General features: G+C 46.0%; 20 protein-coding genes and 12 tRNA genes. 4 read left to right on the top strand and 28 right to left on the bottom strand.

Annotated features, from left to right (window positions below):
• Nucleotides 1–58 precede the first annotated feature (58 nt).
• Nucleotides 59–370, top strand: a complete 312-nt coding sequence (locus OO778_RS01435; protein WP_256875587.1) for a hypothetical protein — start codon at nt 59–61, stop codon at nt 368–370.
• Nucleotides 371–425: 55 nt separating this feature from the next.
• Here OO778_RS01435 and trpS read toward each other — a convergent pair whose 3' ends face one another.
• From trpS to nsrR, 5 genes are all read right to left on the bottom strand, one after another.
• A complete protein-coding gene (trpS, locus tag OO778_RS01430; RefSeq protein ID WP_053807770.1) occupies nt 426–1,442 on the bottom strand; it encodes a tryptophan--tRNA ligase in 1,017 nt (338 codons plus the stop codon).
• A gap of 115 nt (nt 1,443–1,557) precedes the next feature.
• Entirely contained in the window at nt 1,558–2,244 is a 687-nt protein-coding gene (locus OO778_RS01425) for a phosphoglycolate phosphatase (protein ID WP_005395368.1), read from the bottom strand.
• A gap of 99 nt (nt 2,245–2,343) precedes the next feature.
• The gene (rlmB, locus tag OO778_RS01420; RefSeq protein ID WP_005395369.1) at nt 2,344–3,090 is read right to left on the bottom strand and encodes a 23S rRNA (guanosine(2251)-2'-O)-methyltransferase RlmB; all 747 of its coding nucleotides are present in this window, start codon (nt 3,088–3,090) and stop codon (nt 2,344–2,346) included.
• Between the two features lie 70 nt (nt 3,091–3,160).
• Complete coding sequence (gene rnr, locus OO778_RS01415) at nt 3,161–5,665, bottom strand: ribonuclease R (protein WP_046874538.1); 2,505 nt, start codon at nt 5,663–5,665, stop codon at nt 3,161–3,163.
• Nucleotides 5,666–5,780: 115 nt separating this feature from the next.
• Nucleotides 5,781–6,206, bottom strand: coding sequence for a nitric oxide-sensing transcriptional repressor NsrR (nsrR, locus tag OO778_RS01410; protein ID WP_256949954.1), 426 nt, complete (start codon nt 6,204–6,206; stop codon nt 5,781–5,783).
• Between the two features lie 157 nt (nt 6,207–6,363).
• Here nsrR and hmpA point away from each other — a divergent pair, with 157 nt between their 5' ends.
• A complete protein-coding gene (gene hmpA / locus OO778_RS01405; protein ID WP_074190097.1) occupies nt 6,364–7,548 on the top strand; it encodes an NO-inducible flavohemoprotein in 1,185 nt (394 codons plus the stop codon).
• Between the two features lie 84 nt (nt 7,549–7,632).
• Here hmpA and OO778_RS01400 read toward each other — a convergent pair whose 3' ends face one another.
• Together OO778_RS01400 and OO778_RS01395 are read right to left on the bottom strand one after the other, a co-directional pair.
• Nucleotides 7,633–8,268 carry a tetratricopeptide repeat protein gene (locus tag OO778_RS01400; RefSeq protein ID WP_005387944.1) on the bottom strand — a complete coding sequence of 212 codons (636 nt, stop codon included), beginning with the start codon at nt 8,266–8,268 and terminating at the stop codon, nt 7,633–7,635.
• 219 nt (nt 8,269–8,487) lie between these two features.
• Nucleotides 8,488–9,804 (bottom strand): adenylosuccinate synthase, encoded by a 1,317-nt coding sequence (locus tag OO778_RS01395; protein ID WP_005395372.1) that lies wholly within the window; start codon nt 9,802–9,804, stop codon nt 8,488–8,490.
• Nucleotides 9,805–9,976: 172 nt separating this feature from the next.
• Here OO778_RS01395 and OO778_RS01390 point away from each other — a divergent pair, with 172 nt between their 5' ends.
• Complete coding sequence (locus OO778_RS01390; RefSeq protein WP_005381383.1) at nt 9,977–10,162, top strand: DUF2065 domain-containing protein; 186 nt, start codon at nt 9,977–9,979, stop codon at nt 10,160–10,162.
• A 62-nt stretch (nt 10,163–10,224) separates the two neighbouring features.
• Here the strand turns inward: OO778_RS01390 and hflC are convergent, their stop codons facing one another.
• The 8 genes from hflC to tsaE form a co-directional block, all read right to left on the bottom strand.
• A complete protein-coding gene (gene hflC / locus OO778_RS01385; RefSeq protein ID WP_005395373.1) occupies nt 10,225–11,205 on the bottom strand; it encodes a protease modulator HflC in 981 nt (326 codons plus the stop codon).
• Nucleotides 11,206–11,207: 2 nt separating this feature from the next.
• Nucleotides 11,208–12,413, bottom strand: a complete 1,206-nt coding sequence (hflK, locus tag OO778_RS01380) for an FtsH protease activity modulator HflK (RefSeq protein WP_005395374.1) — start codon at nt 12,411–12,413, stop codon at nt 11,208–11,210.
• Nucleotides 12,414–12,458: 45 nt separating this feature from the next.
• Nucleotides 12,459–13,748, bottom strand: a complete 1,290-nt coding sequence (gene hflX / locus OO778_RS01375; protein ID WP_264910606.1) for a ribosome rescue GTPase HflX — start codon at nt 13,746–13,748, stop codon at nt 12,459–12,461.
• 38 nt (nt 13,749–13,786) lie between these two features.
• The gene (gene hfq, locus OO778_RS01370; protein ID WP_005381379.1) at nt 13,787–14,050 is read right to left on the bottom strand and encodes an RNA chaperone Hfq; all 264 of its coding nucleotides are present in this window, start codon (nt 14,048–14,050) and stop codon (nt 13,787–13,789) included.
• 193 nt (nt 14,051–14,243) lie between these two features.
• The gene (gene miaA, locus OO778_RS01365) at nt 14,244–15,176 is read right to left on the bottom strand and encodes a tRNA (adenosine(37)-N6)-dimethylallyltransferase MiaA (RefSeq protein ID WP_005395375.1); all 933 of its coding nucleotides are present in this window, start codon (nt 15,174–15,176) and stop codon (nt 14,244–14,246) included.
• The gene (mutL, locus tag OO778_RS01360) at nt 15,173–17,185 is read right to left on the bottom strand and encodes a DNA mismatch repair endonuclease MutL (RefSeq protein ID WP_104969879.1); all 2,013 of its coding nucleotides are present in this window, start codon (nt 17,183–17,185) and stop codon (nt 15,173–15,175) included. The genes miaA and mutL overlap by 4 nt, the downstream gene beginning before the upstream one ends.
• Nucleotides 17,186–17,203: 18 nt before the next feature.
• Nucleotides 17,204–18,919 carry a LysM peptidoglycan-binding domain-containing protein gene (locus tag OO778_RS01355; RefSeq protein WP_005395379.1) on the bottom strand — a complete coding sequence of 572 codons (1,716 nt, stop codon included), beginning with the start codon at nt 18,917–18,919 and terminating at the stop codon, nt 17,204–17,206.
• On the bottom strand, nt 18,913–19,377 hold the full coding sequence (gene tsaE, locus OO778_RS01350; RefSeq protein WP_005395381.1) for a tRNA (adenosine(37)-N6)-threonylcarbamoyltransferase complex ATPase subunit type 1 TsaE: 465 nt from the start codon (nt 19,375–19,377) through the stop codon (nt 18,913–18,915). The genes OO778_RS01355 and tsaE overlap by 7 nt, the downstream gene beginning before the upstream one ends.
• Nucleotides 19,378–19,654: 277 nt before the next feature.
• Here tsaE and queG point away from each other — a divergent pair, with 277 nt between their 5' ends.
• Nucleotides 19,655–20,782, top strand: coding sequence for a tRNA epoxyqueuosine(34) reductase QueG (queG, locus tag OO778_RS01345; RefSeq protein WP_264910601.1), 1,128 nt, complete (start codon nt 19,655–19,657; stop codon nt 20,780–20,782).
• A gap of 619 nt (nt 20,783–21,401) precedes the next feature.
• Here queG and OO778_RS01340 read toward each other — a convergent pair.
• The 13 genes from OO778_RS01340 to orn all read right to left on the bottom strand — a co-directional run bounded on the left by OO778_RS01340 (nt 21,402) and on the right by orn (nt 23,438).
• Nucleotides 21,402–21,478 (bottom strand) — tRNA-Met (locus tag OO778_RS01340).
• Nucleotides 21,479–21,537: 59 nt separating this feature from the next.
• Nucleotides 21,538–21,613 (bottom strand) — tRNA-Gly (locus OO778_RS01335).
• Nucleotides 21,614–21,648: 35 nt separating this feature from the next.
• A tRNA-Gly gene (locus OO778_RS01330) sits at nt 21,649–21,724 on the bottom strand.
• Between the two features lie 36 nt (nt 21,725–21,760).
• Nucleotides 21,761–21,836, bottom strand: a tRNA-Gly gene (locus OO778_RS01325).
• Nucleotides 21,837–21,866: 30 nt separating this feature from the next.
• Nucleotides 21,867–21,943 (bottom strand) — tRNA-Met (locus OO778_RS01320).
• A gap of 42 nt (nt 21,944–21,985) precedes the next feature.
• A tRNA-Gly gene (locus tag OO778_RS01315) sits at nt 21,986–22,061 on the bottom strand.
• Nucleotides 22,062–22,091: 30 nt separating this feature from the next.
• A tRNA-Met gene (locus OO778_RS01310) sits at nt 22,092–22,168 on the bottom strand.
• A 42-nt stretch (nt 22,169–22,210) separates the two neighbouring features.
• Nucleotides 22,211–22,286, bottom strand: a tRNA-Gly gene (locus tag OO778_RS01305).
• Between the two features lie 30 nt (nt 22,287–22,316).
• Nucleotides 22,317–22,393, bottom strand: a tRNA-Met gene (locus tag OO778_RS01300).
• 42 nt (nt 22,394–22,435) lie between these two features.
• Nucleotides 22,436–22,511: transfer RNA gene (locus OO778_RS01295), tRNA-Gly, on the bottom strand.
• A 30-nt stretch (nt 22,512–22,541) separates the two neighbouring features.
• Nucleotides 22,542–22,618: transfer RNA gene (locus OO778_RS01290), tRNA-Met, on the bottom strand.
• Nucleotides 22,619–22,660: 42 nt separating this feature from the next.
• A tRNA-Gly gene (locus OO778_RS01285) sits at nt 22,661–22,736 on the bottom strand.
• Between the two features lie 156 nt (nt 22,737–22,892).
• A complete protein-coding gene (gene orn / locus OO778_RS01280) occupies nt 22,893–23,438 on the bottom strand; it encodes an oligoribonuclease (RefSeq protein ID WP_005395387.1) in 546 nt (181 codons plus the stop codon).
• Between the last annotated feature and the right edge of the window lie 56 nt (nt 23,439–23,494).

The following is a 23,494-nucleotide window of genomic DNA, read 5'->3' as shown; positions in this document are numbered from 1 at the left end:
AAAAATTCAACGCAGTGCGCTAGCTCTCTTCTTACTTGGCTTGATAACGGGATGTCAGTTGACCGCCAGTGAGCCACTTCAACCTACCGCGAATCAAAACATCATCGAATCAGCCAAAAATGAGCTGGATGGAATTGAAGAGTTAGAGGTCAGTGACGAGGGTGTTATTACTTTTACCCAGCGTCTAAGAACACCAGGAACCTACTGGATCCCAGCGAGAATTAAAGAACTTAGCTACGATATATCATGCGTGCAGCTCAGTTACTTCATTGATAGAGGCATGGTGGTGAAGTCCGCCTTTTTAGGTGCTCGAGGACGTGTTGAATATTACGATATGGAACGTTGCATGAAAGACACGCCATTCCAGTAAAAAGCATAAAAAAAGCTCCACTAACGTGGAGCTTTTTGTAATCTATTCTTAGCAACTATGGGCGAGCGACAAAGCCTACCGCTTTGTATGCTTTCTTCAGCGTTTCAGCGGCGCGAGCCGATGCTTTTTCTGCACCTTGCTGCATTACCTCATCCATGTAAGCACGATCAGCGCGAATACGATGGTATTCTGCTTGAATTGGCTCCAGCATTGCTACAACCGCCTCACCAACATCTTTCTTAAATGGACCATACATTTCTACGCCTTTGTACTTGGCTTCGATCTCTTCAAAGCTCATTCCTGTCGCCGCAGAGTAAAGTCCCATTAGGTTCGCGATACCCGCTTTGTTCTCGATATCATGGCGAATGCTTGGTGGGGTTTCGGTGTCTGTTTGCGCCTTGTTGATCTTCTTGATGATCGACTTTGGCTCTTCAAGCAGAGTAATCACGTTCTTACGGTTATCATCTGACTTCGACATTTTCTTCGTCGCGTCTTGAAGACTCATCACACGCGCATTGACTGTTGGAATGTACGGCTCAGGAACGGTAAAAATCGGACTCTCTGGTGAGTAGATGTTGTTAAAACGCGTTGCGATATCACGTGCTAACTCAAGATGCTGTTTCTGGTCGCTACCAACTGGCACTTGGTGTGCGCCGTAAAGCAAAATATCTGCTGCCATCAACACAGGGTAATCAAACAGCCCCACGTTTACGTCATTTGCGTAACGTGCCGATTTGTCTTTAAACTGAGTCATACGGCTCAGCTCACCCATTTGCGTGTAACAGTTAAGAAGCCAACCAAGTTGAGCATGCTCTGGTACGTGTGACTGAACAAATAGCGTGCTCTTCTTCGGATCAACACCAACTGCCAGACAAATTGCCAGTGCGTCTAATGTCGCTTCATGCAGTGCTTTAGGATCCTGACGAACCGTAATCGCATGAAGGTCTACTACACAGTATTGGCAATCATAATCGTCTTGCATCTGCTGCCATTGACGTAGAGCACCCAAGTAGTTACCGATACTTAGTTCACCTGACGGTTGAACACCACTCAATACAATGGGTTTGCTCATTAGAATGATTCCTTTGACTTCTTAATCTAATTAAAATGAAAAACCGTGCGGCTTTTAGCGCACGGTTTACTCAGTGTACTCATTAACAAGTATTTTGGAAGATCTTTTGTTGCCGTTATGCAGAAACAGCGACGACTTCCAGTAATTCCGCGAGGCGGTTCGCCACTACGTCAGGGTTCGAAGCTGAAATGGGCTCGCCGTGGTTATAACCGTAAGTTAAACCAAATGAAGCACAACCCGCATTTTTCGCCGCCAAGATATCGTTTTTCGAATCCCCAACCATCAGCATCTCTGCTGGTTTTACCTGGTGCTTTTCCATTAGCCAGTTCAGCGCCACCGGGTTTGGTTTTTTCTCTGGAAACGCGTCACCACCTAATACGTCTACGAAGTACTTGGCGATGTCATGCTGCTCTAGAATTTCTGGTACGAATTTCGAGGGCTTGTTCGTCACAATCGCCATCGTAAAACCAGCTTGGTGTAGCTCTTCAAGCGTCTCTTTTACTGTTGGGTAAAGGTGACTTAGCTTATGGCCGCTTTGCTTGTAGTATTCATCAAACAGCTCACGCGCTTTAGCACGCAGCTCATCACTCAAATCACTGCTGATGGTCATGCTTTGGCTTAATGCACGTCCAATCAATATATCTGCACCATTACCAACGTAATCACGCACCTGCTCTTCTGATACAGAAGGATAGCCTAACGCCTGAACTGCTTGATCGGCCGCTACGGCAAGATCTGGCACGCTATCAAGCAGTGTTCCATCCAGATCAAAAGCAATCAATTTAATATCTTGTTGGGTCATAAATTCCCTAGCTAAAATAACACAGGATGGTTCCCCATCCTGTGTGCTTAATCTTGATGTCACTCAGTGTCACACTCAGCGACGCTTAGTGTGCTCGCCTTATTTTTGGGCAGCCAAACGCTGACGAACCGCTTCAAACAAACAGATACCAGAAGCCACTGATACGTTCAAGCTTGATACACTGCCCGCCATAGGGATCTTAATTAAATCATCGCAGGTTTCGCGAGTAAGACGACGCATACCATCACCTTCAGCACCCATCACGATAGCAAGAGGACCAGTAAGCTTAGCTTGATAAATGTCGTGCGTAGCTTCACCAGCCGTACCCACAAACCAAATCCCTTTTTCCTGTAGCGTACGCATTGTACGTGCAAGGTTGGTTACACGAATCAGAGGCACAACCTCTGCAGCGCCACATGCTACTTTACTTACCGTGGCATTCATTGGTGCAGAACGATCTTTCGGTACGATGATCGCCGCAGCGCCTGCCGCATCTGCGTTACGCAAACACGCACCAAGGTTGTGCGGGTCCGTCACACCATCCAGCACTAACAATAGCGGTGATTCATGCTGCGCTAAGATGTCATCAATGTCGTTCTCGTTCAGTTGTTTTGCTGGTTTTACGCGAGCAATGATGCCTTGGTGATTTGCACCACGCGCTTTATCATCCAGAGTTTTACGCGTCATTTGTTGAATAGAGACACCACAAACCTGAAGATCATTTAGGATTGGCATCAGGCGATCATCTTGACGACCTTTTAAAACGTATGCCTCGATAAAACGCTCTGGTTCGCGCTCCAATACCGCTTTCACTGCGTGAATGCCGTAGATAAATTCGTTACTCATTGTTTAACCTGTTGTTCGGGTCGTATTGCCTGCACCAGCCGAGTTTGAACTGAGCTGGCGCTTCAGCCTACTACGCTTCTTTTTTAGTGCGCTTGGTTTTCTTCGGCTTACTGTGTGGCTTTTTTTTACGTGCTTTTTTCACTTTAGGCTTCTTTTTGCCTTCGGCGTCATCACGTTTGGGGCCATTGCGCTTACTCACTGCGCCCGTTTCTTCTGGACGCTTAGTTGGCTCTATCGCAGGAACTGCGCGAGGCGCGCCACCTTCTTTCGATGAAGAGCGAGTCGCAGCGCGTTTTTTATCTTTCGCTTTGCGTTTTGCTTCCGCTGCGCGTTTCTTCGCAGTCTTACCTTCACCGCGTAGCTTACGACTTGTTTCGACCAATTCAAAGTCAATTTGCTTATCATCGAGGTTAACAGCCAGTACTTTTACTTTTACTGCATCACCTAAGCGATAGATGTTACCGAAACTTTCACCAATAAGTCGTTGACCAATAGGGTCAAATTGATAGTAGTCGTTCGCAAGGGTAGAAATATGCACCAAACCATCGATGTGCAAATCCGTTAAACGTACAAAGAAGCCAAAGCTAGTGACATTAGCAATCACACCGTCTAGCTCATCACCGACGTGGTCTTGCATGTATTCACACTTCAGCCAATCCGCAACATCACGTGTTGCATCGTCCGCACGGCGCTCTGTCATCGAACATTGTTCACCGTAAAAGTCCATATCATCGAACGAGTAATGGTAGCCACCCGTTGGTGTCCAGCGATCTTGATTACGACCTTCTTCTTTCGCAATCAGATACTTGATTGCACGGTGAAGTAACAGGTCAGGGTAACGACGAATTGGCGACGTAAAGTGCGCATAGCGTTTCAGTGCCAATCCAAAGTGCCCCGCGTTATCTGCGTTGTATACCGCTTGCTTCATTGAACGCAGCAGCATGGTTTGAATCAACTCTTGATCTTGACGCCCAGAGATTTGACGTGCGAGATCAGCATAGTCCGTTGGTGAAGGCTCTAGACCACCTTTTAGCTCAAGACCAAGTTCACTTAAGAAGTCACGGAAACCTTGCAGGCGTAATTCACCTGGAGATTCGTGGATACGATAGAGCGCAGGCTCTTTCGCTTTTTCTACCAGCGATGCCGAAGCAATGTTGGCTAAAATCATACATTCTTCGATGATCTTGTGCGCGTCATTACGAATCACTGGTTCAATGCTTTCGATTTTACGTTCCGCATTGAAGATAAATTTGGTTTCAACGGTTTCAAATTCGATTGCACCGCGTTGATCTCGTGCTTCTTTCAGCACTTTGTACATCTTGTGCAGCTCTTCTAGGTGAGAAACAAGCGGCTGGTAACGCTCACGTAGTTCCTCATCCCCTTCTAGAATCGCGCTCACTTTGCTATATGTGAGACGAGCGTGCGAGTTCATCACGGCTTCGTAGTGCTTGTAGCCCGATAGTTTACCCGTCTCTGAGATGGTCATTTCACACACCATACACAGACGATCAACTTGTGGGTTAAGTGAACACAAACCATTTGATAGCACTTCCGGTAGCATTGGCACTACTTGCGATGGGAAGTACACCGAGTTACCACGGTTGATAGCTTCTTTATCCAGCGCAGAGTCAGGACGAACGTAGTAACTGACGTCAGCAATCGCTACCCATAAACGCCAACCACCTTCTTTGTTCTTCTCACAGTAAACAGCATCATCAAAGTCTCGTGCGTCTTCGCCGTCAATGGTCACAAGTGGTAACTCACGTAGATCCACACGACCAACTTTGGCTTCTTCTGGTACTTCTTCGCCTAAGTTTTCGATTTGTTTATCGACGGCCTCTGGCCACTCGTGAGGAATTTGGTGTGTACGAATCGCAATTTGCGTTTCCATACCTGGTGCCATATTTTCACCAAGTACTTCAACCACTTTCCCCATCATGCCACGTGAGCGTGAGCCACGATCAGTAATTTCAATCACGACCACGTTACCCATGCGTGCACCCGCTTTGTGCTCATTTGGGATCAGAATATCTTGGCTGATACGCGAGTCATCAGGGACAACATAGGAATAACCATATTCGAGGAAGAAACGACCGACGATTTGATCATTACGCTCCTCTAACACTCGAACCAAGCGCCCTTCACGACGACCGCGCTTGCTGTTGTCTGTAGGTTGCACTAAAACAAAGTCACCGTGGATGATGTTCTTCATTTGATGGTGCGGTAACAGAATATCATCATCCTTGCCGACGCTGCCTTCTGGACGCACCCAACCGTGGCCATCACGATGACCAATCACGTAACCTTTCACCATTTCAAGTTTTTCAGGCAATGCGTAGCACTGACGGCGGGTAAACACCAGTTGACCATCTCGCTCCATCGCACGTAGCCGACGACGCAACCCTTCGTATTGCTCTTCGCCCTCAAGCTTTAGTGCCTCAAACAAGTCGTTGCGATTCATTGGAACGCCCGCTTGCTCTAGAAACTCGATGATAAACTCTCGGCTTGGAATTGGATTTTCGTAATTTTTGGATTCACGATCTGCAAAAGGATCGTTTGGAATATTGTCTGACATAGGCACGCCTATCTAGCAAGGAAGGTATATGGCTAGTATATCTGAGTCTCTCGATAAGCTACAGAATTGCTTTGAAAAAAGAATGATCGAGATCGACTCTAGACGTGCAAATGAGTTAAGGACGAGCCAGTAAGATCAACAACTCAGAATTGTCGCTCAGCAAGGATTCGATCGTGCAATCATCCAGCTCCGCCAAAAAGGCACTTTTTGCTTTTGCCAATTTATCTTTGAGGCGACAGGCAGGGGTAATATGGCAAAAATCTACGCCGCAATTGACCAAACCTAACGGCTCTAAATCTCGCACGACACCACCTACTGTGATTTCAGAAGCAGGTTTCATCAGTCGAATACCACCGTTTTTTCCACGCACGGTGTGGACATAACCTAGTTGCCCTAAACGGTTGATAACTTTGACCATATGGTTACGTGACACACCAAATAAATCCGTCACTTCAGTGATATTAGTTAACTCATCTTCCGGCAACGAAGCCAAGAAAATTAAGGTTCTCAACGCATAATCAGTAAAGCTCGTTAACTGCATATTCTCTCCCAAAGTGCGACTCAATAACTCGCTGGTGACACTAAAACGCCAAACTTGAGCTATCGATAAAAGTGTAAATCTTTTCTTGATCGAAAGATACATTTGAGATACAACTTTAAACATGCATTATAAATACAACTTAAAGTAGGAAGCCCTTATGCTCAGCAATCAAACCATCGAGATCGTCAAAGCGACCGCACCACTTATCGCCGAAACGGGACCAAAACTGACCGCGCACTTTTACGAACGTATGTTTACTCATAACCCTGAGTTGAAAGATATTTTTAATATGAGTAACCAGCGCAACGGCGATCAGCGTGAAGCGCTATTCAACGCCATCTGCGCCTATGCTGCCAATATTGAAAATTTGCCAGCTCTACTTGGCGCAGTAGAAAAAATTGCGCATAAACACACGAGCTTTTTGATCACAGAAGATCAGTACCAAATCGTTGGTAAACATTTACTTGCGACAATCGATGAGCTTTTTAATCCAGGTCAAGAAGTGTTGGATGCTTGGGCTGAGGCTTACGGCGTACTTGCGAATGTATTTATTCAGCGCGAAGAACAAATTTACCAACAAAATGAAGCTTTGGAAGGCGGCTGGCGCGGTCTACGCGAATTTGAATTAGTCGATAAACAAATCGAGAGCGAACACATTTGCAGCTTTGTGTTTAAACCAACCGATGGCCAAAAAGTGGCACCGTATAAACCGGGACAATATCTTGGCATCTATATCAACAGTGACCAGTTAGAAAACCAAGAAATTCGCCAATACAGCCTATCCTCTGCGGTCCAAGAGAACACTTACCGTATCTCGGTAAAACGTGAAGAAGGCGGAAAAGTATCGAACTTCCTGCACGATAGCCTGAACATTGGCGAAAAAGTGCAGCTTGCCGCCCCTGCCGGTGATTTCTTTATGGATGCCGAACCACAAACACCCGTTGTTCTAATTTCTGCAGGTGTAGGACTGACGCCAACGCTGTCCATGCTAGAAAGTCTCTCAGCACATCAAGCACCTGTAACTTGGGTTCATGCAACAGAAAATGGTCAACAGCATGCTTTCAAGCAACACGTGAACCAACTAGTCGCGGCGAAAGAAAACATGAACGCGCTCGTTTGGTATAACCACCCAACGGCAGAAGACAAGCTAGGTGAAGACTTCCACTTCAAGGGTTTTGTCAATCTGTATGAAATTGAAGCCGCATTAAAGCAAGATAACGTGCAGGTGTACTTCTGTGGCCCTGTCGGGTTCATGCAGCACGTAGCGAAACAACTATTAGAACTTGGCGTACCACAAGAGCAATTCCATTACGAATGCTTCGGTCCACACAAAGTCGTTTAATCGCTCAAGATTACTCTTCGGGAAAACAACAAAGCCCATATTATGTGGGCTTTGTTGTATGAAGTTGTTTGCCTTGATAGGACGTTACCAAAAGGTGTCTCGCCGTTTGGCTCGAGCAATAACGTTTTGTGGCATGCGCTGCTCAAGGCCATTTCTCAATACAGTGATACGCTTATGCTGCCGCTTATCTGCTGTGACAGAGTTATATAACCAACGATACGCATCTTCGTAATCAAGTGGGCTGCCGTAATCACGCAGGAGCAATTCGGCTAAATGAATACGCGCATTTAGGTTTCCCATTGAGGCGGCTTCTCGCAAGTAAGGAATTGCTCGTTCTTTATCTTGCTGCACTAAAGTGCCACGCGAATAGTATCGGCCAATCTGCTCTAGCGCGGCAGGTAATCCCTGATGTGCTGCATTTTCGATGTAGTAAAGGCCCAGTTCGACATCTTGCTCGACACACACACCCCACGCCAACATGTCGCCGTACAGAAATTCATAAGCGGGCAAGTTAATTCGAGTCGCACGAGCAACGATATCCTCCACCAGCTGGCAGTTATCAGCGCGCACACGTTGTAAGTGCTTATTTTGCTCAATAAGCTTTATCAGCTCTGCTTCGGTGTAGATAGGAACTGGCGCCCCCACATCAGCAACATTGGCTTTCGCTGTGGTAGCTACCAAGGTCAATAACAGTGAAGCAGCCACTGTTCGTAACTTCATAAACGTACTCTTTAAGGTATCTAAGAAACCAAAGATCGATGAAGGATCTCCTCTGCTTGATAACCTTATCGGCAAAAGCCAGTTAAGCTTTAGACAATTTTTGCCTCTGACTTAGACTCAGCGGCAAAAATTTGCCATATGAGAATCACTGCCGTTTTTTGTTCAGATACAAAAAAGCCGACCAGAAGGTCGGCTTTTGCAATCTTTAACGACTATCAATTAAGCTTCGAATGGATGAACCTTAATGATAGTTTCGTTACGGTCAGGACCTGTTGAAATGATATCTACAGGCACACCTGTTAGCTCTTCAATACGTTTGATGTAGTTAAGAGCCGCTTGTGGTAGATCTTCTAGCGCTTTAGCACCGAATGTGTTCTCAGACCAACCTGGCATTGTTTCGTAGATTGGCGTTGCTTTTTCGAATGCTTCAGCAGCCATCGGAGAAACTTCTAGCACAGAGCCATCTTCCATCTTGTAACCAGTACAGATTTTTAGCTCTTCTAGACCATCTAGTACGTCTAATTTAGTTAGACAGAAACCAGATACAGAGTTGATTTGGATTGCACGACGCATTGCAACAGCATCGAACCAACCTGTACGGCGTAGACGACCAGTTGTCGCACCGAACTCGTGGCCAACTTCACCTAAGTGCTTACCAATTGGATCTTGCTTATCTAGACCATCGTATAGCTCAGTTGGGAATGGACCAGCACCAACGCGAGTGCAGTACGCTTTCGCGATACCCAAGATGTAACCGATGTGACGAGGACCAAAACCTGAACCTGCAGCAACACCACCAGCAGTCGTGTTAGAAGACGTTACGTATGGGTAAGTACCGTGGTCGATATCAAGTAGCGTACCTTGTGCACCTTCGAACATGATCTTATCGCCGCGCTTACGTGCTGCGTCTAGTTCGTCAGTTACGTCGATAACCATTGAAGTAAGTAGCTCTGCGTAGCCTTTTGCTTCTTCAAGCACAGCTTCGTAGCTTACTGGTTCCGCTTTGTAGAAGTTAACGAGTTGGAAGTTATGGAACTCCATGACTTCTTTTAGCTTCTCAGCGAACGATTCCATATCGAATAGGTCGCCAACGCGTAGACCGCGACGAGCAACTTTATCTTCGTATGCTGGACCGATACCACGACCTGTTGTACCGATAGCTTTTTTACCGCGAGCGATTTCGCGAGCTTGGTCCATTGCAACGTGGTAAGGAAGAATTAGCGGACATGCTTCAGAAATGAAAAGACGCTCGCGTACTGGAATACCGCGCTCTTCAAGAGGTTTCATTTCTTTAAGTAGAGCTTCAGGTGATAGTACAACACCGTTACCGATAACACATTTTACGTTATCGCGAAGGATACCTGATGGAATTAAGTGAAGAACGGTTTTTTCACCGTCAATTACGAGAGTATGACCTGCGTTGTGACCGCCTTGGTAGCGTACCACGTATTTTGCATCTTCAGTTAAAAGGTCTACGATTTTACCTTTACCTTCGTCACCCCATTGGGTGCCTAGAACGACTACGTTATTTCCCATCTTTCCAAGTCTGATTGCTAGTTAAAAATGGATTCTAGCACCGAATCACGCTTCTTGCAGTCATTTTTTGTTCACAGAGTTGCTACCAGAATGTCATCTTGCTGCTTTGCTCATTTTGAAATCAGCATATCACTGATAGTATTTAGTTTTCTTTATTCGACTGGAAAGCGGTATGTCTGAATCCATATGGTTGGCGATTGGGCTCGTCTTGATCGTGGAAGGCATTGGACCACTCATTGCTCCAAACGGTTGGCGGAATATGGTGGCTCAATTAAGTGAACAGCCCAACAATCAGCTACGACGCATCGGTGGCTGCCTAGTAGTTGCTGGAGCCGTAATCGCCATAATGATGAGCTAGCACTTAGCATCAGATACAAAAAAGGCTCCCTAAGGAGCCTTTTGTTTCATTTGACGCTGAGATTATTTCTCCATGCCGCCCTTCGACTGGTTCATGTATTGGAAGAACTCACTCTTCGGATCAAGTACCAGGATATCGCTCTTAGAGCTGAAGGACTTCTCATACGCACGTAGCGAACGTAGGAAGCTAAAGAATTCAGGGTCTTTGTTGTATGCTTCAGCATAAATCTTCGCTGCTTCTGCATCCGCTTCACCTCGTGTTACACGAGCAGTCTTATCAGCTTCAGCTAGAATGGTTGCCACTTCTAGCTCAGCTTGAGCACGAATAACTTCCGCTTTCTCACGACCTTGAGAACGGTGCTTACGAGCTACAGACTCACGCTCTGCACGCATACGACGGTAGATAGACTCACTGATTTCATCAGGCAGGTTGATTTTCTTCATGCGGAAATCAACAACACGAACACCTAAGTCTTTCATCGCGCTTTCACGCGTGTCTTTCAACACTTCAGACATAATTAGGTCACGTTCACCATCAATCTCAAGCGCTTCACGTGCCGCTTCAGTTGCGACAACATCTGCACTTGCATCTTCTGGTAGTACATCATCGTTACGTGGACCAGATACAATCTGTTTGATTTCACGAGCACCGATTTCAGAACGAAGCACATCTGTTACTTTACGCTCAAGTAGTGCCTCCGCCGTTAGCGAATTACCACCGCCTGTCGCTAGGTAGTAACGACCAAAGTCTTCAATACGCCACTTCACGTAGGTATCAATAATAACGTCTTTTTTCTCAGACGTTACGAAACGGTCTGCACGGCCATCCATCGTTTGGATACGTGCATCAAGTTGTTTCACACGGTCAAACAGAGGCATCTTGAAATGCAAACCAGGCTCGTAAATTCGAGTGATGTCGTTGTTGTCTTTAAGAACACGACCAAATCGAACCACGATACCGCGCTCACCTTCAGGAATCACAAACAGAGACATCAACATTAATGCCAGTGCGATTACCAATACAGGGATCATTAACTTACGCATTCTTAGTATCTCCCTTGACGTGAACCTGTTGAACGAGACTGCGTGTTCGAAGTGTCTTCTTGTGTACGCTCAGACTCCAGTTGAATTTGATCGTAGGTTGAAGATGACTTCGATTTACGTTTTGTGTCTGCCTGACCTTCTTGGCCCGCCAACTTATCGATTGGAAGGTACAGAAGATTGCCGCTTGATTCAGAGTCAATCAACACTTTCGAAGTGCTTGAGTACACTTCTTCCATTGCGTCAATGTACAGACGGTCACGCGTTACACCTGGTGCCGCTTGGTATTCTGGTAGTAGTTTTTCGAACTGTGCTACCTGACCAAGAGCCTCGTTAGTGACACGCTCATTGTAACCTTGTGCTTCTTTCTTCAAACGTTCAGCACGACCCGTTGCCTTCGGCAAAATTTCGTTCTTGTATGCTTCAGCTTCACGGATGAAACGCTCTTCATCCTCACGAGCTGCGATTGCATCATCAAACGCATCTTTCACTTGCTCTGGTGGACGGGCAGACTGGAAGTTTACGTCAACAAGTACCAGACCCATATCATAGCTATCAATGATTTGGTTCAGTGTTTCTTGCGTAGTTTGACGAATTTGCTGACGACCACTGGTTAGAATGCTATCCATCAATGAGTCACCAATTACTGCACGTAGTGCAGAATCCGTTGCTTGACGCAAGCTATCGTCCGCATTGGTTACACGGTACAAGTATTTGTACGGGTCAGTCACTCGGTACTGAACATCCATCGCGACTGTTACGACGTTTTCATCTTTAGTCAGCATTAGACCAGATGCACGTAGTGAACGAATCGCTTGTACGTTTACCGCTTCGTATTCATCAATAAAACGAGGGCGCCAGTTAAGGCCTGGGTCTACGATACGATCGTATTTACCTAAACGCAGCACAACACCACGCTCTGCTTCACCGATGGTGTAAAAACCAGCGAAGAACCAAACTGCAACAGCAATAAGAGCAATCACGCCAAAGCCAATTGCACTACCACCACCGCCGCCGATTGGAGAACCACCGCCGCCTTTTTTACCAAACTTGCCACCCAGTTTTTGACTCAGTTTATTGAACACTTCATCTAAATCTGGCGGACCTTGATCTCGGCCACCAGGACGCTGGCCACCACGATTATTATTACCCCAAGGGTCATTATCGCGGCCATTGTTGCCGTTGTTATTTCCAGGCTCATTCCACGCCATTAGAAAGCTCCATCATTTGATATGACGTTATACTGTAGCAGTCCTTTAAGTGACTATAAAGCCAGTCAAAACTGCCCCTTCTCTTTTTTCAAGTCTAGACCAATCTACTTGCTGCATTCGAATATCGATCAACAAGTTACCATCCTGGTCATATTCCTCACGTTGAATACACTTCATTTGGAAGAAGGTACTACGGAATCGTCCTTGATACTGTGGAGGAATTCGCAACTGATGCTCGACCATTTGTGACGCCAGACGTTCCGTCAGTGCCTCAAACAGGACATCAATGCCCAACCCATCCATTGCTGAAACCCAAACTGCGCGAGGTACGCCTTCCTCGTCTCGTTCTATACGTGGTTTCTGCGAATCTAGATTGTCGATTTTGTTCATGACAACCAGAGTCGGCACCTCATGTGCGTCGATCTCTTCTAGTACTTCATGAACAGCTTGAATATTCTCACGAAAACGCTCATCACTGGCATCAACAACATGTAACAAAATGTCAGCTTCTTGCGTTTCCTGCAAGGTTGCCTTGAAGGCCGCAACCAAGTCGTGAGGCAAATGTCGAATAAAACCAACCGTGTCAGCCAAAATGGCAGGCCCAACATCTGCTAACTCTATCTTACGTAAAGTCGGGTCCAAAGTAGCAAATAGTTGATCAGCGGCATACACGCCAGCTTCTGTAATACGGTTGAAGAGTGTCGACTTACCCGCGTTGGTGTAACCCACGAGTGAAACCGTTGGGATTTCAGCTCGATTTCGGGCGCGGCGCCCTTGTTCACGCTGCTTCGCTACTTTGTCTAAACGTCGCAGGATGGCTTTGATTCTGTCACGCAATAAGCGACGGTCGGTTTCCAGCTGGGTTTCACCCGGGCCACGTAAACCGATACCCCCTTTCTGCCTTTCAAGGTGCGTCCAACCACGAATCAAACGAGTAGAGATATGACGAAGTTGAGCCAGCTCTACCTGTAGCTTACCTTCGTGTGTTCGAGCTCGTTGAGCAAAGATATCGAGAATAAGACCAGTGCGGTCGAGAACTCGACATTGGCACAGTGCTTCGAGGTTACGTTCTTGGGCAGGAGAGAGGGCGTGATTAAAAATCACAATTTCGGCACCTGTCGACTGTACCGCAGTAGCAATCTCTTGGGCCTTACCCTCTCCGACATAGTATTTCGGGTGTGGGGATTGACGACTACCAGTTACCACTTGTAGCGCCTCTACCCCAGCAGAAGAAACCAGCATTTCGAACTCAGCCAGATCTTCCCATTCACCTTCTTGCGTGAAGTTGATATGAGCAAGTACGGCTCGCTCACCGGATTCATAACGGTCAAACAAGCAATCAACTCCTTATTTTAAAAATACTCGATGAAGAATTAATCTTCTGATTTCTCTTGTGGACGCTCACCTTGTGGACGTTCACCGCTGTGATGGCTCACTGGACGAGCCGGCACAACTGTTGAGATCGCGTGCTTGTACACCATTTGGTTAACAGTATTCTTCAGCAGGATCACAAATTGATCGAACGATTCGATCTGACCTTGTAGTTTAATACCATTCACAAGGTAGATAGATACCGGGATACGCTCACGACGTAGCGCGTTTAGAAATGGGTCTTGTAGAGATTGCCCCTTAGCCATTTTATTTTCCTTATTTAATTTGTAGTTGTAATTATTTAGCTAGTGGTGCAATGCAAAAGATACTGCTTTTGCATCTGAGCTAAACGAATCAAAAATGCACTCTAAGTAATTAGCAGCATAGTATAAAAACCGCCAACAACAGATCCTTTGAGAGTGCGTTCACGCAAAAACGATCACATTATACACAGCTATGTCAATCAGATGCTATTGCTTCCGACATCGTTTCTAATGCCTGTTCAATGTTCTCGCTATCCAACCAAGTTAAGTCATCCCAGCTGCGTAACCAGGTGATTTGACGCTTGGCCAATTGACGAGTCGCGCATACGCCACGAAATACTGCTTCGTCACGTGTACACTCCCCATCTAAATACTCCCACATCTGTCGGTAACCGACGCATCGTATGGAAGGAAGATCGGGGTGAAGATCTTTTCGCGAATGTAGCGCTTTCATTTCTTCTTCAAAGCCCGCTTCCATCATCTTTTCGAAACGAAGTTCAATTCGACGGTGAAGTTCTGCCCTATCCTTGGGAGCTATTGCAAACTGCTTGACTCGGTATGGCAGGCTTTCACCTTTCGTTTGAGTCAATTCAGTCAAAGTTTTACCTGAAATACGAAAAACTTCCAATGCCCGAGATAAACGTTGGGGATCATTGGGATGGATTCTCGCTGCTGACACAGGATCAACCTCTTTGAGTTCATCGTGCAACACTGACCAACCTTTAGTCAATGCTTCTTGTTCAATTTGCTGACGAATTTCAGGATTTGCAGCAGGAAGTGGGGATAAACCTTCAAGTAGCGCCTTATAATACAGCATTGTCCCACCCACTAAGAGTGGAATTTTTCCTTCTGCAACAATATCATCCATCGCTTTCAATGCATCACGACGAAAGTCGGCTACAGAGTAAGATTCGCTCGGATCCAAAATATCAATCAAGCGATGAGGCGCTAAACTTAACTCTTTTTCATCCGGTTTCGCCGTACCGATATCCATCCCTTTATAGATCAAAGCAGAATCAACACTGATGATCTCAACCGGGAACTTTTGACGAAGACGAATCGCCAACTCAGTTTTGCCTGATGCAGTTGGCCCCATTAAAAATAGCGCCAAAGGTAGTTTATCTGTCATGGTTTTAATTTGGCTATCGTGGCAGAGAAATCAACAGCGGATACAAATTTTGTATCTTCTAATGGCAATTGACCATCTCTTAGCTGTTCAAGTTCCGCAATAATTTGAATTGCTTCAGAAAAAGTATAGTGACTCTTCACTGTCGTGACCTGCAATGCGAGCCAATCTATCAACTCAGACAGCATCTGAGCCGTTGCTATACCTTCCTTCACACAAGATTGCGCGTAAGATAACAGATCTGGTACTAGATTTTGTAAGTTTTGTTGACGTAGCGGCGCGGGAACGCCCATCACCATTAAGGCTTGCTCATTTCTCGCTTTCAATTGAATGCCAAGTAACGCCAAATCTTGTTGATAATCTTGAGCCAGCTTCACTAACTCGGCCTCTAACTTAATAGATAGAGGAACGAGTAAAGGCTGTGCTTTAAGCGCGCCATCGCTTGGAGTGAGCTGCCCTTTTACACGATAAAATTCCGCTCTAGGTAACGAGACTAACGCCGCCCCACTGTCACTGCTCATCAAAACAAATTGTTCATCGACCACCATCAGCGCTTTGCCTAATGCAGTAATCGATGGCATTGATGTGTGCGAAGTTATCGTTTGGGGCGCTATTGGAGTGACTGCCTGAGCCTCAAACTCTGGCGTTTTCAACAGCTCGTGATAAGCGCGCACTTCTTGTTTAGTTGGCGCTGGTTCTACGTGGCGCTCTTTACTGTGACTTGGCTTTGGTGCGGGTTTGGATTCCACCCAATCAGTACGCTTGAACGAGTCCGCAACGCGAGCTTCTCGCACGGAAGTATCCCTAGGACTGCGATCGCGAGGTTTAACTTCATAATCACTGCGTCCAGGATAAGCCGGTGTACTCTCTATCGCTTGATAAACCCGCTCTGGTACTGGTGAAGATGCTGGCTCTTGTACTTTTTCAGGAGCAGGCGAATGCTCAACCTCTTCGGACTCATTCGGTTCCACACGATGAAATGCGGATTCATTAACCTGTGGTTTATCAATCACGGCGCTTTGCGCAAGTGCATCCGCCAAAGCTTGATAGATGAAATCATGCACTAAGCGAGCTTGGTGAAAGCGCACTTCATGCTTAGCGGGGTGGACATTCACATCTACCTGGTGCGGGTCTAACTCAATAAAGAGCACATAGGCAGCGAACTGATCTGGCTTTAAGCTCATTTCATAGCTTTGACGAATCGCGTGATTGATTAATTTGTCACGCATCATTCGGCCATTCACATAGCAATACTGTAAATCGCTTTGCTGCCTTGCTCCCTCTGGAGTGGTAATCCAACCATGTAGCTTTAACCCTTGATGCTCAAGCTCGATTCTGAGCATATGCCGCACAAACGCATTACCGCAGACAGCTGCAATACGTTTTTCGGTTTGAAGCTGATTTTTCGCCGCACGATATTGACGGATGATCTTGCCGTTATGACGCACATTGATGGTGACATCAAAGCGGCTTAACGCAATGCGTTTCAATAACTCATCAATATGAGCAAATTCGGTTTTCTCGGTACGCAGAAATTTGCGGCGCGCGGGAGTATTAAAAAATAAATCCAACACCTCAACAGTCGTACCAATCGGGTGCGCTGCAGGCTTAAGCTTCACCTGCATATCACGCCCTTCAGAGTAGGCACTCCAGGCTTCTTCTTGCGCCGCAGGACGCGATGTGAGCGTCAAACGCGAGACTGAGCTAATACTGGCTAACGCTTCACCACGAAAGCCTAGACTCATGATGGCTTCGAGATCATCCAAGGTATGTATCTTAGATGTAGCATGACGACTGAGCGCTAAGCCGAGTTCATCTTTCGCGATACCTTTGCCGTTATCACGAACACGAATCAGCTTTGCGCCTCCTTTCTCGATATCGATATCGATTCGAGTTGCGCCAGAATCAAGACTATTTTCAACCAGTTCTTTAATCACAGAAGCAGGTCTTTCGACCACTTCCCCTGCTGCGATTTGGTTTGCAAGTCTAGCTGGCAAAATTTTAATCGTCATAATGAGTTAAAAGCTCACCTACTTGTTTGGAATGATAAGAACTTGCCCAACCGCCAGCTGATCAGAGCGTAAGTTGTTCGCTTTACGAATGCTCGAAACGCTGACGCCGTATTTGGACGCTATTTTACCAAGGTATTCACCTCGAGAAACTTTGTGCTTACGGATCGGCTTATCTTTGACAGCGACTGTTATCTTCAACTTTTGTCCTACCCACAAGGTATCTGACTTCAAGTTGTTCTCACGGCGGATATCTGAAACCTTCACTTTATAGTGACTCGCGATCTTACCTAAGAACTCACCTGACTTAACCTTGTGAATAATGGTTTCTGTCTCAACAGTAATCGGTTTACTTGGCACTTTAATCGTGCCAGCAGAAGGGATTTTGAGCTTCTGACCAATTGCCAACCCAGTCGACTTCAAGTTGTTTGCCGACATCAGCGCTTTAGAGCTAAGCCCATATTTATTCGCAATCACCGATAACGACTCGCCACGTTTTACGGTATGCACTATTGGCTTCGCTGAAGGCGAGAATACCGTACCCTCTGGTGGATTATCTTTTAAGTACTTAACGACCGCCTTGGTGATCGCCTGAGCTAACTTATCTTGGTGCGCTCGTTGAAACAGCAACCGCTCTTCTGTTGGGTTAGAAATAAAGCCCGTTTCCACTAATACAGACGGAATCTGCGGAGAGCGTAAAACAGCAAGGCTAGTATTAATCGGTTTGGTGTTATGCAGGTGCGCAACACGCCCCATCTCACCAAGGATTTCTGTTGCCAGCTTATATCCTTCTTTTTGTGAATGACTAAACTGCAAGTCCAACAAAGTTTGGTTCACGTTACGATCTTTGGTCTTAGTGAAGAACGCATTACCCGAACCACCTAATATTTCAGATTGTTTCTCATGGTTCTCAACCCAGCGAGCAATTTCAGTATTTGCACGACGGGTATTCAGTACGAAAACCGAACCTCCGCGAGGCTTCGGTGAGGTAAACGCATCAGCGTGAATGGAAATCAGTAAGTGCGCATCATTTTCACGGGCAATAGCCACACGACGGTTTAGATTCACAAAGTAATCTCCGGTACGTGTCATACGCGTTTTAATCCCAGGCGTAGCATCAAGCTGAGCGGCGATTTTTCGTGAAATACTTAATACTGCATCTTTTTCATACTTACGGCGTGAAGGGCCAATAGAGCCAGGATCTTCACCACCGTGACCAGGGTCGATAACGATCAAGACTTCTTGAGCTCGTTGTACTGAACTCATGTCTTTACTGGTCGCCGCTGGCTTGCTCGGTTTAGAGGCTGAAGTCGATGCTTTCTTACCGTGCGGCAGGTCAATCACCAAACGGTGACCATATTGCCCGCCAGGTGTTGGGCTTAATTTAAACAATTCCGCTTGAACGCTCTTTTTCAGTTCAAACACCAAACGATAGGTGCCCTTCTCTGGCGGAGAGCTTTTTCGAACTAGCTTTAAAACCGGGCTGTCCGTAACAGTAACAGGCAGTTTGGCCTGCATGGTCGTGCTTTTTAAATCCACGACAAGACGATCCGGTCCGGATAAAGAGAAATAGGAATAGTCAGCTTCCGAGCCTAAATCGATGACAACACGCGTTTCATCAGGAGAAGGCCAAACTCGAAAACTCTTAACGACGTTAGCAAATGCTAAATTGGGGATGAGAAGGAGAAAAGTGGCGACAAACGTCGCCACTACTCTAAAATTTGAAAAACTCAACATAGCTCCAATCGACTGAGTAACTGCACACCATAATCATTATTAGCTGTTAGTTCGGCTACACGCTGCTCACCTTGGTAGCGAATGTTCACATCAAGATCCGGTTGTGGCAACAAACCATGCCCTTTTTCAGGCCATTCAACCAAGCAAATTGCATCATCTGTGAAGTAATCTCGAATCCCCATGAACTCAAGCTCTTCAGGATCCGCAAGACGATAAAGATCGAAATGGTACACTTGCCACTGATCCAACTGATACGGTTCGACTAGAGTATAAGTTGGGCTTTTCACGTTACCTTGATGGCCAAGAGCACGGACAAAACCACGACTAAAGGTTGTTTTACCTGCACCCAAATCACCATGCAGATAAATTGTGGTTTGTTGCGAACAAAGGTGAGCCAGAGCGGTACCTAGTGCAACCGTTTCGTGCTCATCTTTTAAATTGAATTGTTTCGTGCTCATTGATGCTTCTCTAACTAATGATCGTTGACTATATAAAAATCAAAAGAACAGGAATAGTAAACCGTGTTGGTTTTGAGAGACAAGCTTTCAAATGTCATATGTGCGAAAAAAGTATCCAAGGAACGGTATCTTAATCACCTTAGTATCGACCTAGATTTAGAATATATGCAAATGACTTCAATAAGCAGTATTCACAGCATCAAAAACGTCCCTAACTGGGTAGCACCAAAGCCAGAGATCCGTTAAGATCCGCCCCCCTTTTATTCCGGTGGTTAGCATGAACTACGAACAACTCGCACAACAAATCAAAATTTGGGGAAAAGAGCTCGGCTTCCAAAAAGTTGGGATCTGCGACGTTGATCTGAGTGAGCATGAAGCCGCACTGCAAAAATGGCTCGATGCAGGCTACCACGGCTCAATGGACTGGATGGCTCGTCACGGCATGATGCGAGCTAGACCCAATGAGCTACTCCCGGGAACCGTTCGTGTGATCAGCGTTCGGATGGACTACCTACCACCAGAAGCACAATTCGCTTCGAACCTAGCGAATAAAAATCATGCCTATATTAGTCGCTATGCATTAGGGCGTGATTATCACAAGCTCGTCAGAAAACAACTGAATAAACTTGGCAAACTTATTGAACAAGAAGTTGGTCAGTATGGTTACCGACCTTTCGTCGACTCCGCACCAATATTGGAGCGGCCACTCGCCCAAAAAGCAGGCTTAGGCTGGACAGGGAAACATTCCCTGATTTTAGATCAGGACTGTGGCTCGTGGTTCTTTTTAGGCGAGTTACTTATCGACTTGCCACTTCCCGTTGACGAGCCAAGCGTTGATCAGTGCGGTAAATGCAAAGCATGCATTACCTCATGCCCAACACAAGCCATCGTTGAAGACAAAGTTGTTGATGCTAGACGCTGCATCTCTTACCTCACCATCGAGTTCGATGGCGTGATCCCTGAAGAGTTTCGCAAGCCAATGGGTAACCGCATTTATGGCTGTGATGACTGCCAATTGGTTTGCCCATGGAATCGCTACGCCGACATAACGGAGCAGAGTGATTTCCATCGTCGCGATAGTTTCAAAAACCCGGATCTCGTTGACATGTTTAACTGGGATGAAGCGACTTTTCTAAAAAATATGGAAGGCTCCGCTATTCGTCGCATTGGTCATATACAGTGGCTGCGTAATATTGCTGTCGCACTTGGTAATGCAGAATACAATCAACGAGTCATTGATGCGTTAGAAAGTCGACAAGGTGAAAATAAATTACTTGATGAACACATCAAATGGGCTTTGGCCGAGCAACTGAATCAACTCCCCATTGAGAATAAAGCATCTACAGAGACGAAAAAGCAGCGCTTAATAAGAATCGTCGAGAAGGGGCTACCAAGAGACGCATAGTGCGTAGTCTATATGCAAGAGATTGAAAGCACTTTTACATGTTCAATTCATGACCTTGTTCTCAATTTTGTAATGTGGAAAAAAATTTGAGATTCAAGAAAAACAAGCTAGCAGAAAAAAGTTAAACACAGCTTGGAGAAATGACTAGGATCAAAAAAATACCAGTTAATGATCGTATTTTAACGTATCCGATCCGACAAAAAACTTATTTTTCTCTTAATTAACAAAGACTTAATCAATATTTCGCTATTATTTCGACTTTCCTTCAGCGAAAAGATCTTTCTTCTCCATCGCAAAAAGTCAAGCTAAAAACACTTTATCAACTAACTTATCCACAGAACGACATATGTGGATAACTCTGTTAATTAAAGTAGATAAAACATGCAGAACCTCATCATGCTTGTACGCCAGCCGATTCATATCGTGTTTTAAACACAAACGAAATCGTCCGACATCATATGATGCGGATAAAATTTAGTTTTTGGGGATTCATGCTTCGCAGCATTATGAAAAGAGCGATGTGATTGGTTGCGAGAAGCAGGAATTGAATCAAGCGGCGCATCCGTCGACGATTTAGGATTGTGCTAATAAATAAGCATTCAATCTATCGTCTTGTATTTGGTTGCGGGGGCCGGATTTGAACCGACGACCTTCGGGTTATGAGCCCGACGAGCTACCAAGCTGCTCCACCCCGCGTCCGAGTGCTTCATCTTTGTTGATGATGAAGGCTTTGCTTTCATTTATAAAAAAGAAACTGGAGCGACACACGAGGTTCGAACTCGTGACCTCAACCTTGGCAAGGTTGCGCTCTACCAACTGAGCTAGTGTCGCTTTTGTCACCGTTAAGCACGATGAGGGCTATATATTGGAGCGACACACGAGGTTCGAACTCGTGACCTCAACCTTGGCAAGGTTGCGCTCTACCAACTGAGCTAGTGTCGCATTTCGTCACCGTTAAGCACGATGAGGGCTATATATTGGAGCGACACACGAGGTTCGAACTCGTGACCTCAACCTTGGCAAGGTTGCGCTCTACCAACTGAGCTAGTGTCGCATATTAACAGCAGTCGCTATTAATGGAATTTGGTTGCGGGGGCCGGATTTGAACCGACGACCTTCGGGTTATGAGCCCGACGAGCTACCAAGCTGCTCCACCCCGCGTCCGTATTGTGTCACCGTTAAGTACCGTGAGAACTATGAAACTGGAGCGACACACGAGGTTCGAACTCGTGACCTCAACCTTGGCAAGGTTGCGCTCTACCAACTGAGCTAGTGTCGCATATCAACAGCAGTCGCTATTAATAGAATTTGGTTGCGGGGGCCGGATTTGAACCGACGACCTTCGGGTTATGAGCCCGACGAGCTACCAAGCTGCTCCACCCCGCGTCCGTATTGTGTCACCGTTAAGTACCGTGAGAACTATGAAACTGGAGCGACACACGAGGTTCGAACTCGTGACCTCAACCTTGGCAAGGTTGCGCTCTACCAACTGAGCTAGTGTCGCATATCAACAGCAGTCGCTATTAATAGAATTTGGTTGCGGGGGCCGGATTTGAACCGACGACCTTCGGGTTATGAGCCCGACGAGCTACCAAGCTGCTCCACCCCGCGTCCGTATTGTGTCACCGTTAAGTACCGTGAGAACTATGAAACTGGAGCGACACACGAGGTTCGAACTCGTGACCTCAACCTTGGCAAGGTTGCGCTCTACCAACTGAGCTAGTGTCGCATATCAACAGCAGTCGCTATTAATAGAATTTGGTTGCGGGGGCCGGATTTGAACCGACGACCTTCGGGTTATGAGCCCGACGAGCTACCAAGCTGCTCCACCCCGCGTCCGTATTGTGTCACCGTTAAGTACCGTGAGAACTATGAAACTGGAGCGACACACGAGGTTCGAACTCGTGACCTCAACCTTGGCAAGGTTGCGCTCTACCAACTGAGCTAGTGTCGCATCAACAACGTTTCCGCTGTTTAGGGCTGCGAATTATAAGAGCATTTTTTTGTGATGCAAGTCCTTCCTTCAAAAAAACTTTATTTTTTTACTGAACGATGAAAAAGCAATCAAAAGCGATATAAATTACAACAATTTGGATCGCAACCTTAACAGTTAAATCTTGAAAATAGTACCACGATAGTACTTAAGTTCCGCAATCGACTCGCGAATGTCGTCCAAGGCCAAATGTGTTCCCTGTTTTGTGAACCCATTTAATACTTCAGGTTGCCAACGACGCGCCAATTCTTTAAGAGTGCTGACGTCAACATATCGGTAATGAAAGAACTCTTCTAATTCCGGCATGTGTTTGTACAAGAAGCGACGATCCTGCCCAATGCTGTTACCACATATTGGCGACGCCCCTTTCGGCACCCATTTTTCTAAGAATTCAATGGTTTGTGCGACCGCATCTTGTTCTGAGATTTTACTGTTGCGAACGCGTTCCACCAAGCCGCTTGCCGTATGCGTATTGGTGCACCAATCGTCCATTTTCGCTAGCTCTTCTTCCGGCTGATGAATCGCTAATACTGGACCTTCAGCTAAAATATTTAGTTCGCTATCCGTGACAATAGAAGCAATTTCAATGATTTTGTGTGTTTCAGGATCAAGCCCTGTCATCTCTAAATCAACCCAAATTAGGTTTTGATCGCTAAAGGACATGGTTACGCCGCCTATTTGTTTATCGATAAAAGAGGTACTATACCTCAAAATACGGG

The sequence above is a fragment of the Vibrio sp. STUT-A16 genome, from assembly GCF_026000495.1.
In the GTDB taxonomy this organism is placed as follows: Bacteria; Pseudomonadota; Gammaproteobacteria; order Enterobacterales; family Vibrionaceae; genus Vibrio; species Vibrio diabolicus.
Note: the sequence above shows the minus strand (reverse complement) of the source record. Positions and strands in the feature narration are given on the sequence as shown.

What these genes read in the sequence shown, in the direction of transcription:
- trpS (WP_053807770.1), bottom strand. Translation starts at nt 1,442, where the DNA reads ATGAGCAAACCCATTGTATTGAGTGGTGTTCAACCGTCAGGTGAACTA.
- OO778_RS01425 (WP_005395368.1), bottom strand. Translation starts at nt 2,244, where the DNA reads ATGACCCAACAAGATATTAAATTGATTGCTTTTGATCTGGATGGAACA.
- rlmB (WP_005395369.1), bottom strand. Translation starts at nt 3,090, where the DNA reads ATGAGTAACGAATTTATCTACGGCATTCACGCAGTGAAAGCGGTATTG.
- rnr (WP_046874538.1), bottom strand. Translation starts at nt 5,665, where the DNA reads ATGTCAGACAATATTCCAAACGATCCTTTTGCAGATCGTGAATCCAAA.
- nsrR (WP_256949954.1), bottom strand. Translation starts at nt 6,206, where the DNA reads ATGCAGTTAACGAGCTTTACTGATTATGCGTTGAGAACCTTAATTTTC.
- hmpA (WP_074190097.1), top strand. Translation starts at nt 6,364, where the DNA reads ATGCTCAGCAATCAAACCATCGAGATCGTCAAAGCGACCGCACCACTT.
- OO778_RS01400 (WP_005387944.1), bottom strand. Translation starts at nt 8,268, where the DNA reads ATGAAGTTACGAACAGTGGCTGCTTCACTGTTATTGACCTTGGTAGCT.
- OO778_RS01395 (WP_005395372.1), bottom strand. Translation starts at nt 9,804, where the DNA reads ATGGGAAATAACGTAGTCGTTCTAGGCACCCAATGGGGTGACGAAGGT.
- OO778_RS01390 (WP_005381383.1), top strand. Translation starts at nt 9,977, where the DNA reads ATGTCTGAATCCATATGGTTGGCGATTGGGCTCGTCTTGATCGTGGAA.
- hflC (WP_005395373.1), bottom strand. Translation starts at nt 11,205, where the DNA reads ATGCGTAAGTTAATGATCCCTGTATTGGTAATCGCACTGGCATTAATG.
- hflK (WP_005395374.1), bottom strand. Translation starts at nt 12,413, where the DNA reads ATGGCGTGGAATGAGCCTGGAAATAACAACGGCAACAATGGCCGCGAT.
- hfq (WP_005381379.1), bottom strand. Translation starts at nt 14,050, where the DNA reads ATGGCTAAGGGGCAATCTCTACAAGACCCATTTCTAAACGCGCTACGT.
- miaA (WP_005395375.1), bottom strand. Translation starts at nt 15,176, where the DNA reads ATGACAGATAAACTACCTTTGGCGCTATTTTTAATGGGGCCAACTGCA.
- mutL (WP_104969879.1), bottom strand. Translation starts at nt 17,185, where the DNA reads ATGACGATTAAAATTTTGCCAGCTAGACTTGCAAACCAAATCGCAGCA.
- OO778_RS01355 (WP_005395379.1), bottom strand. Translation starts at nt 18,919, where the DNA reads ATGTTGAGTTTTTCAAATTTTAGAGTAGTGGCGACGTTTGTCGCCACT.
- tsaE (WP_005395381.1), bottom strand. Translation starts at nt 19,377, where the DNA reads ATGAGCACGAAACAATTCAATTTAAAAGATGAGCACGAAACGGTTGCA.
- queG (WP_264910601.1), top strand. Translation starts at nt 19,655, where the DNA reads ATGAACTACGAACAACTCGCACAACAAATCAAAATTTGGGGAAAAGAG.
- orn (WP_005395387.1), bottom strand. Translation starts at nt 23,438, where the DNA reads ATGTCCTTTAGCGATCAAAACCTAATTTGGGTTGATTTAGAGATGACA.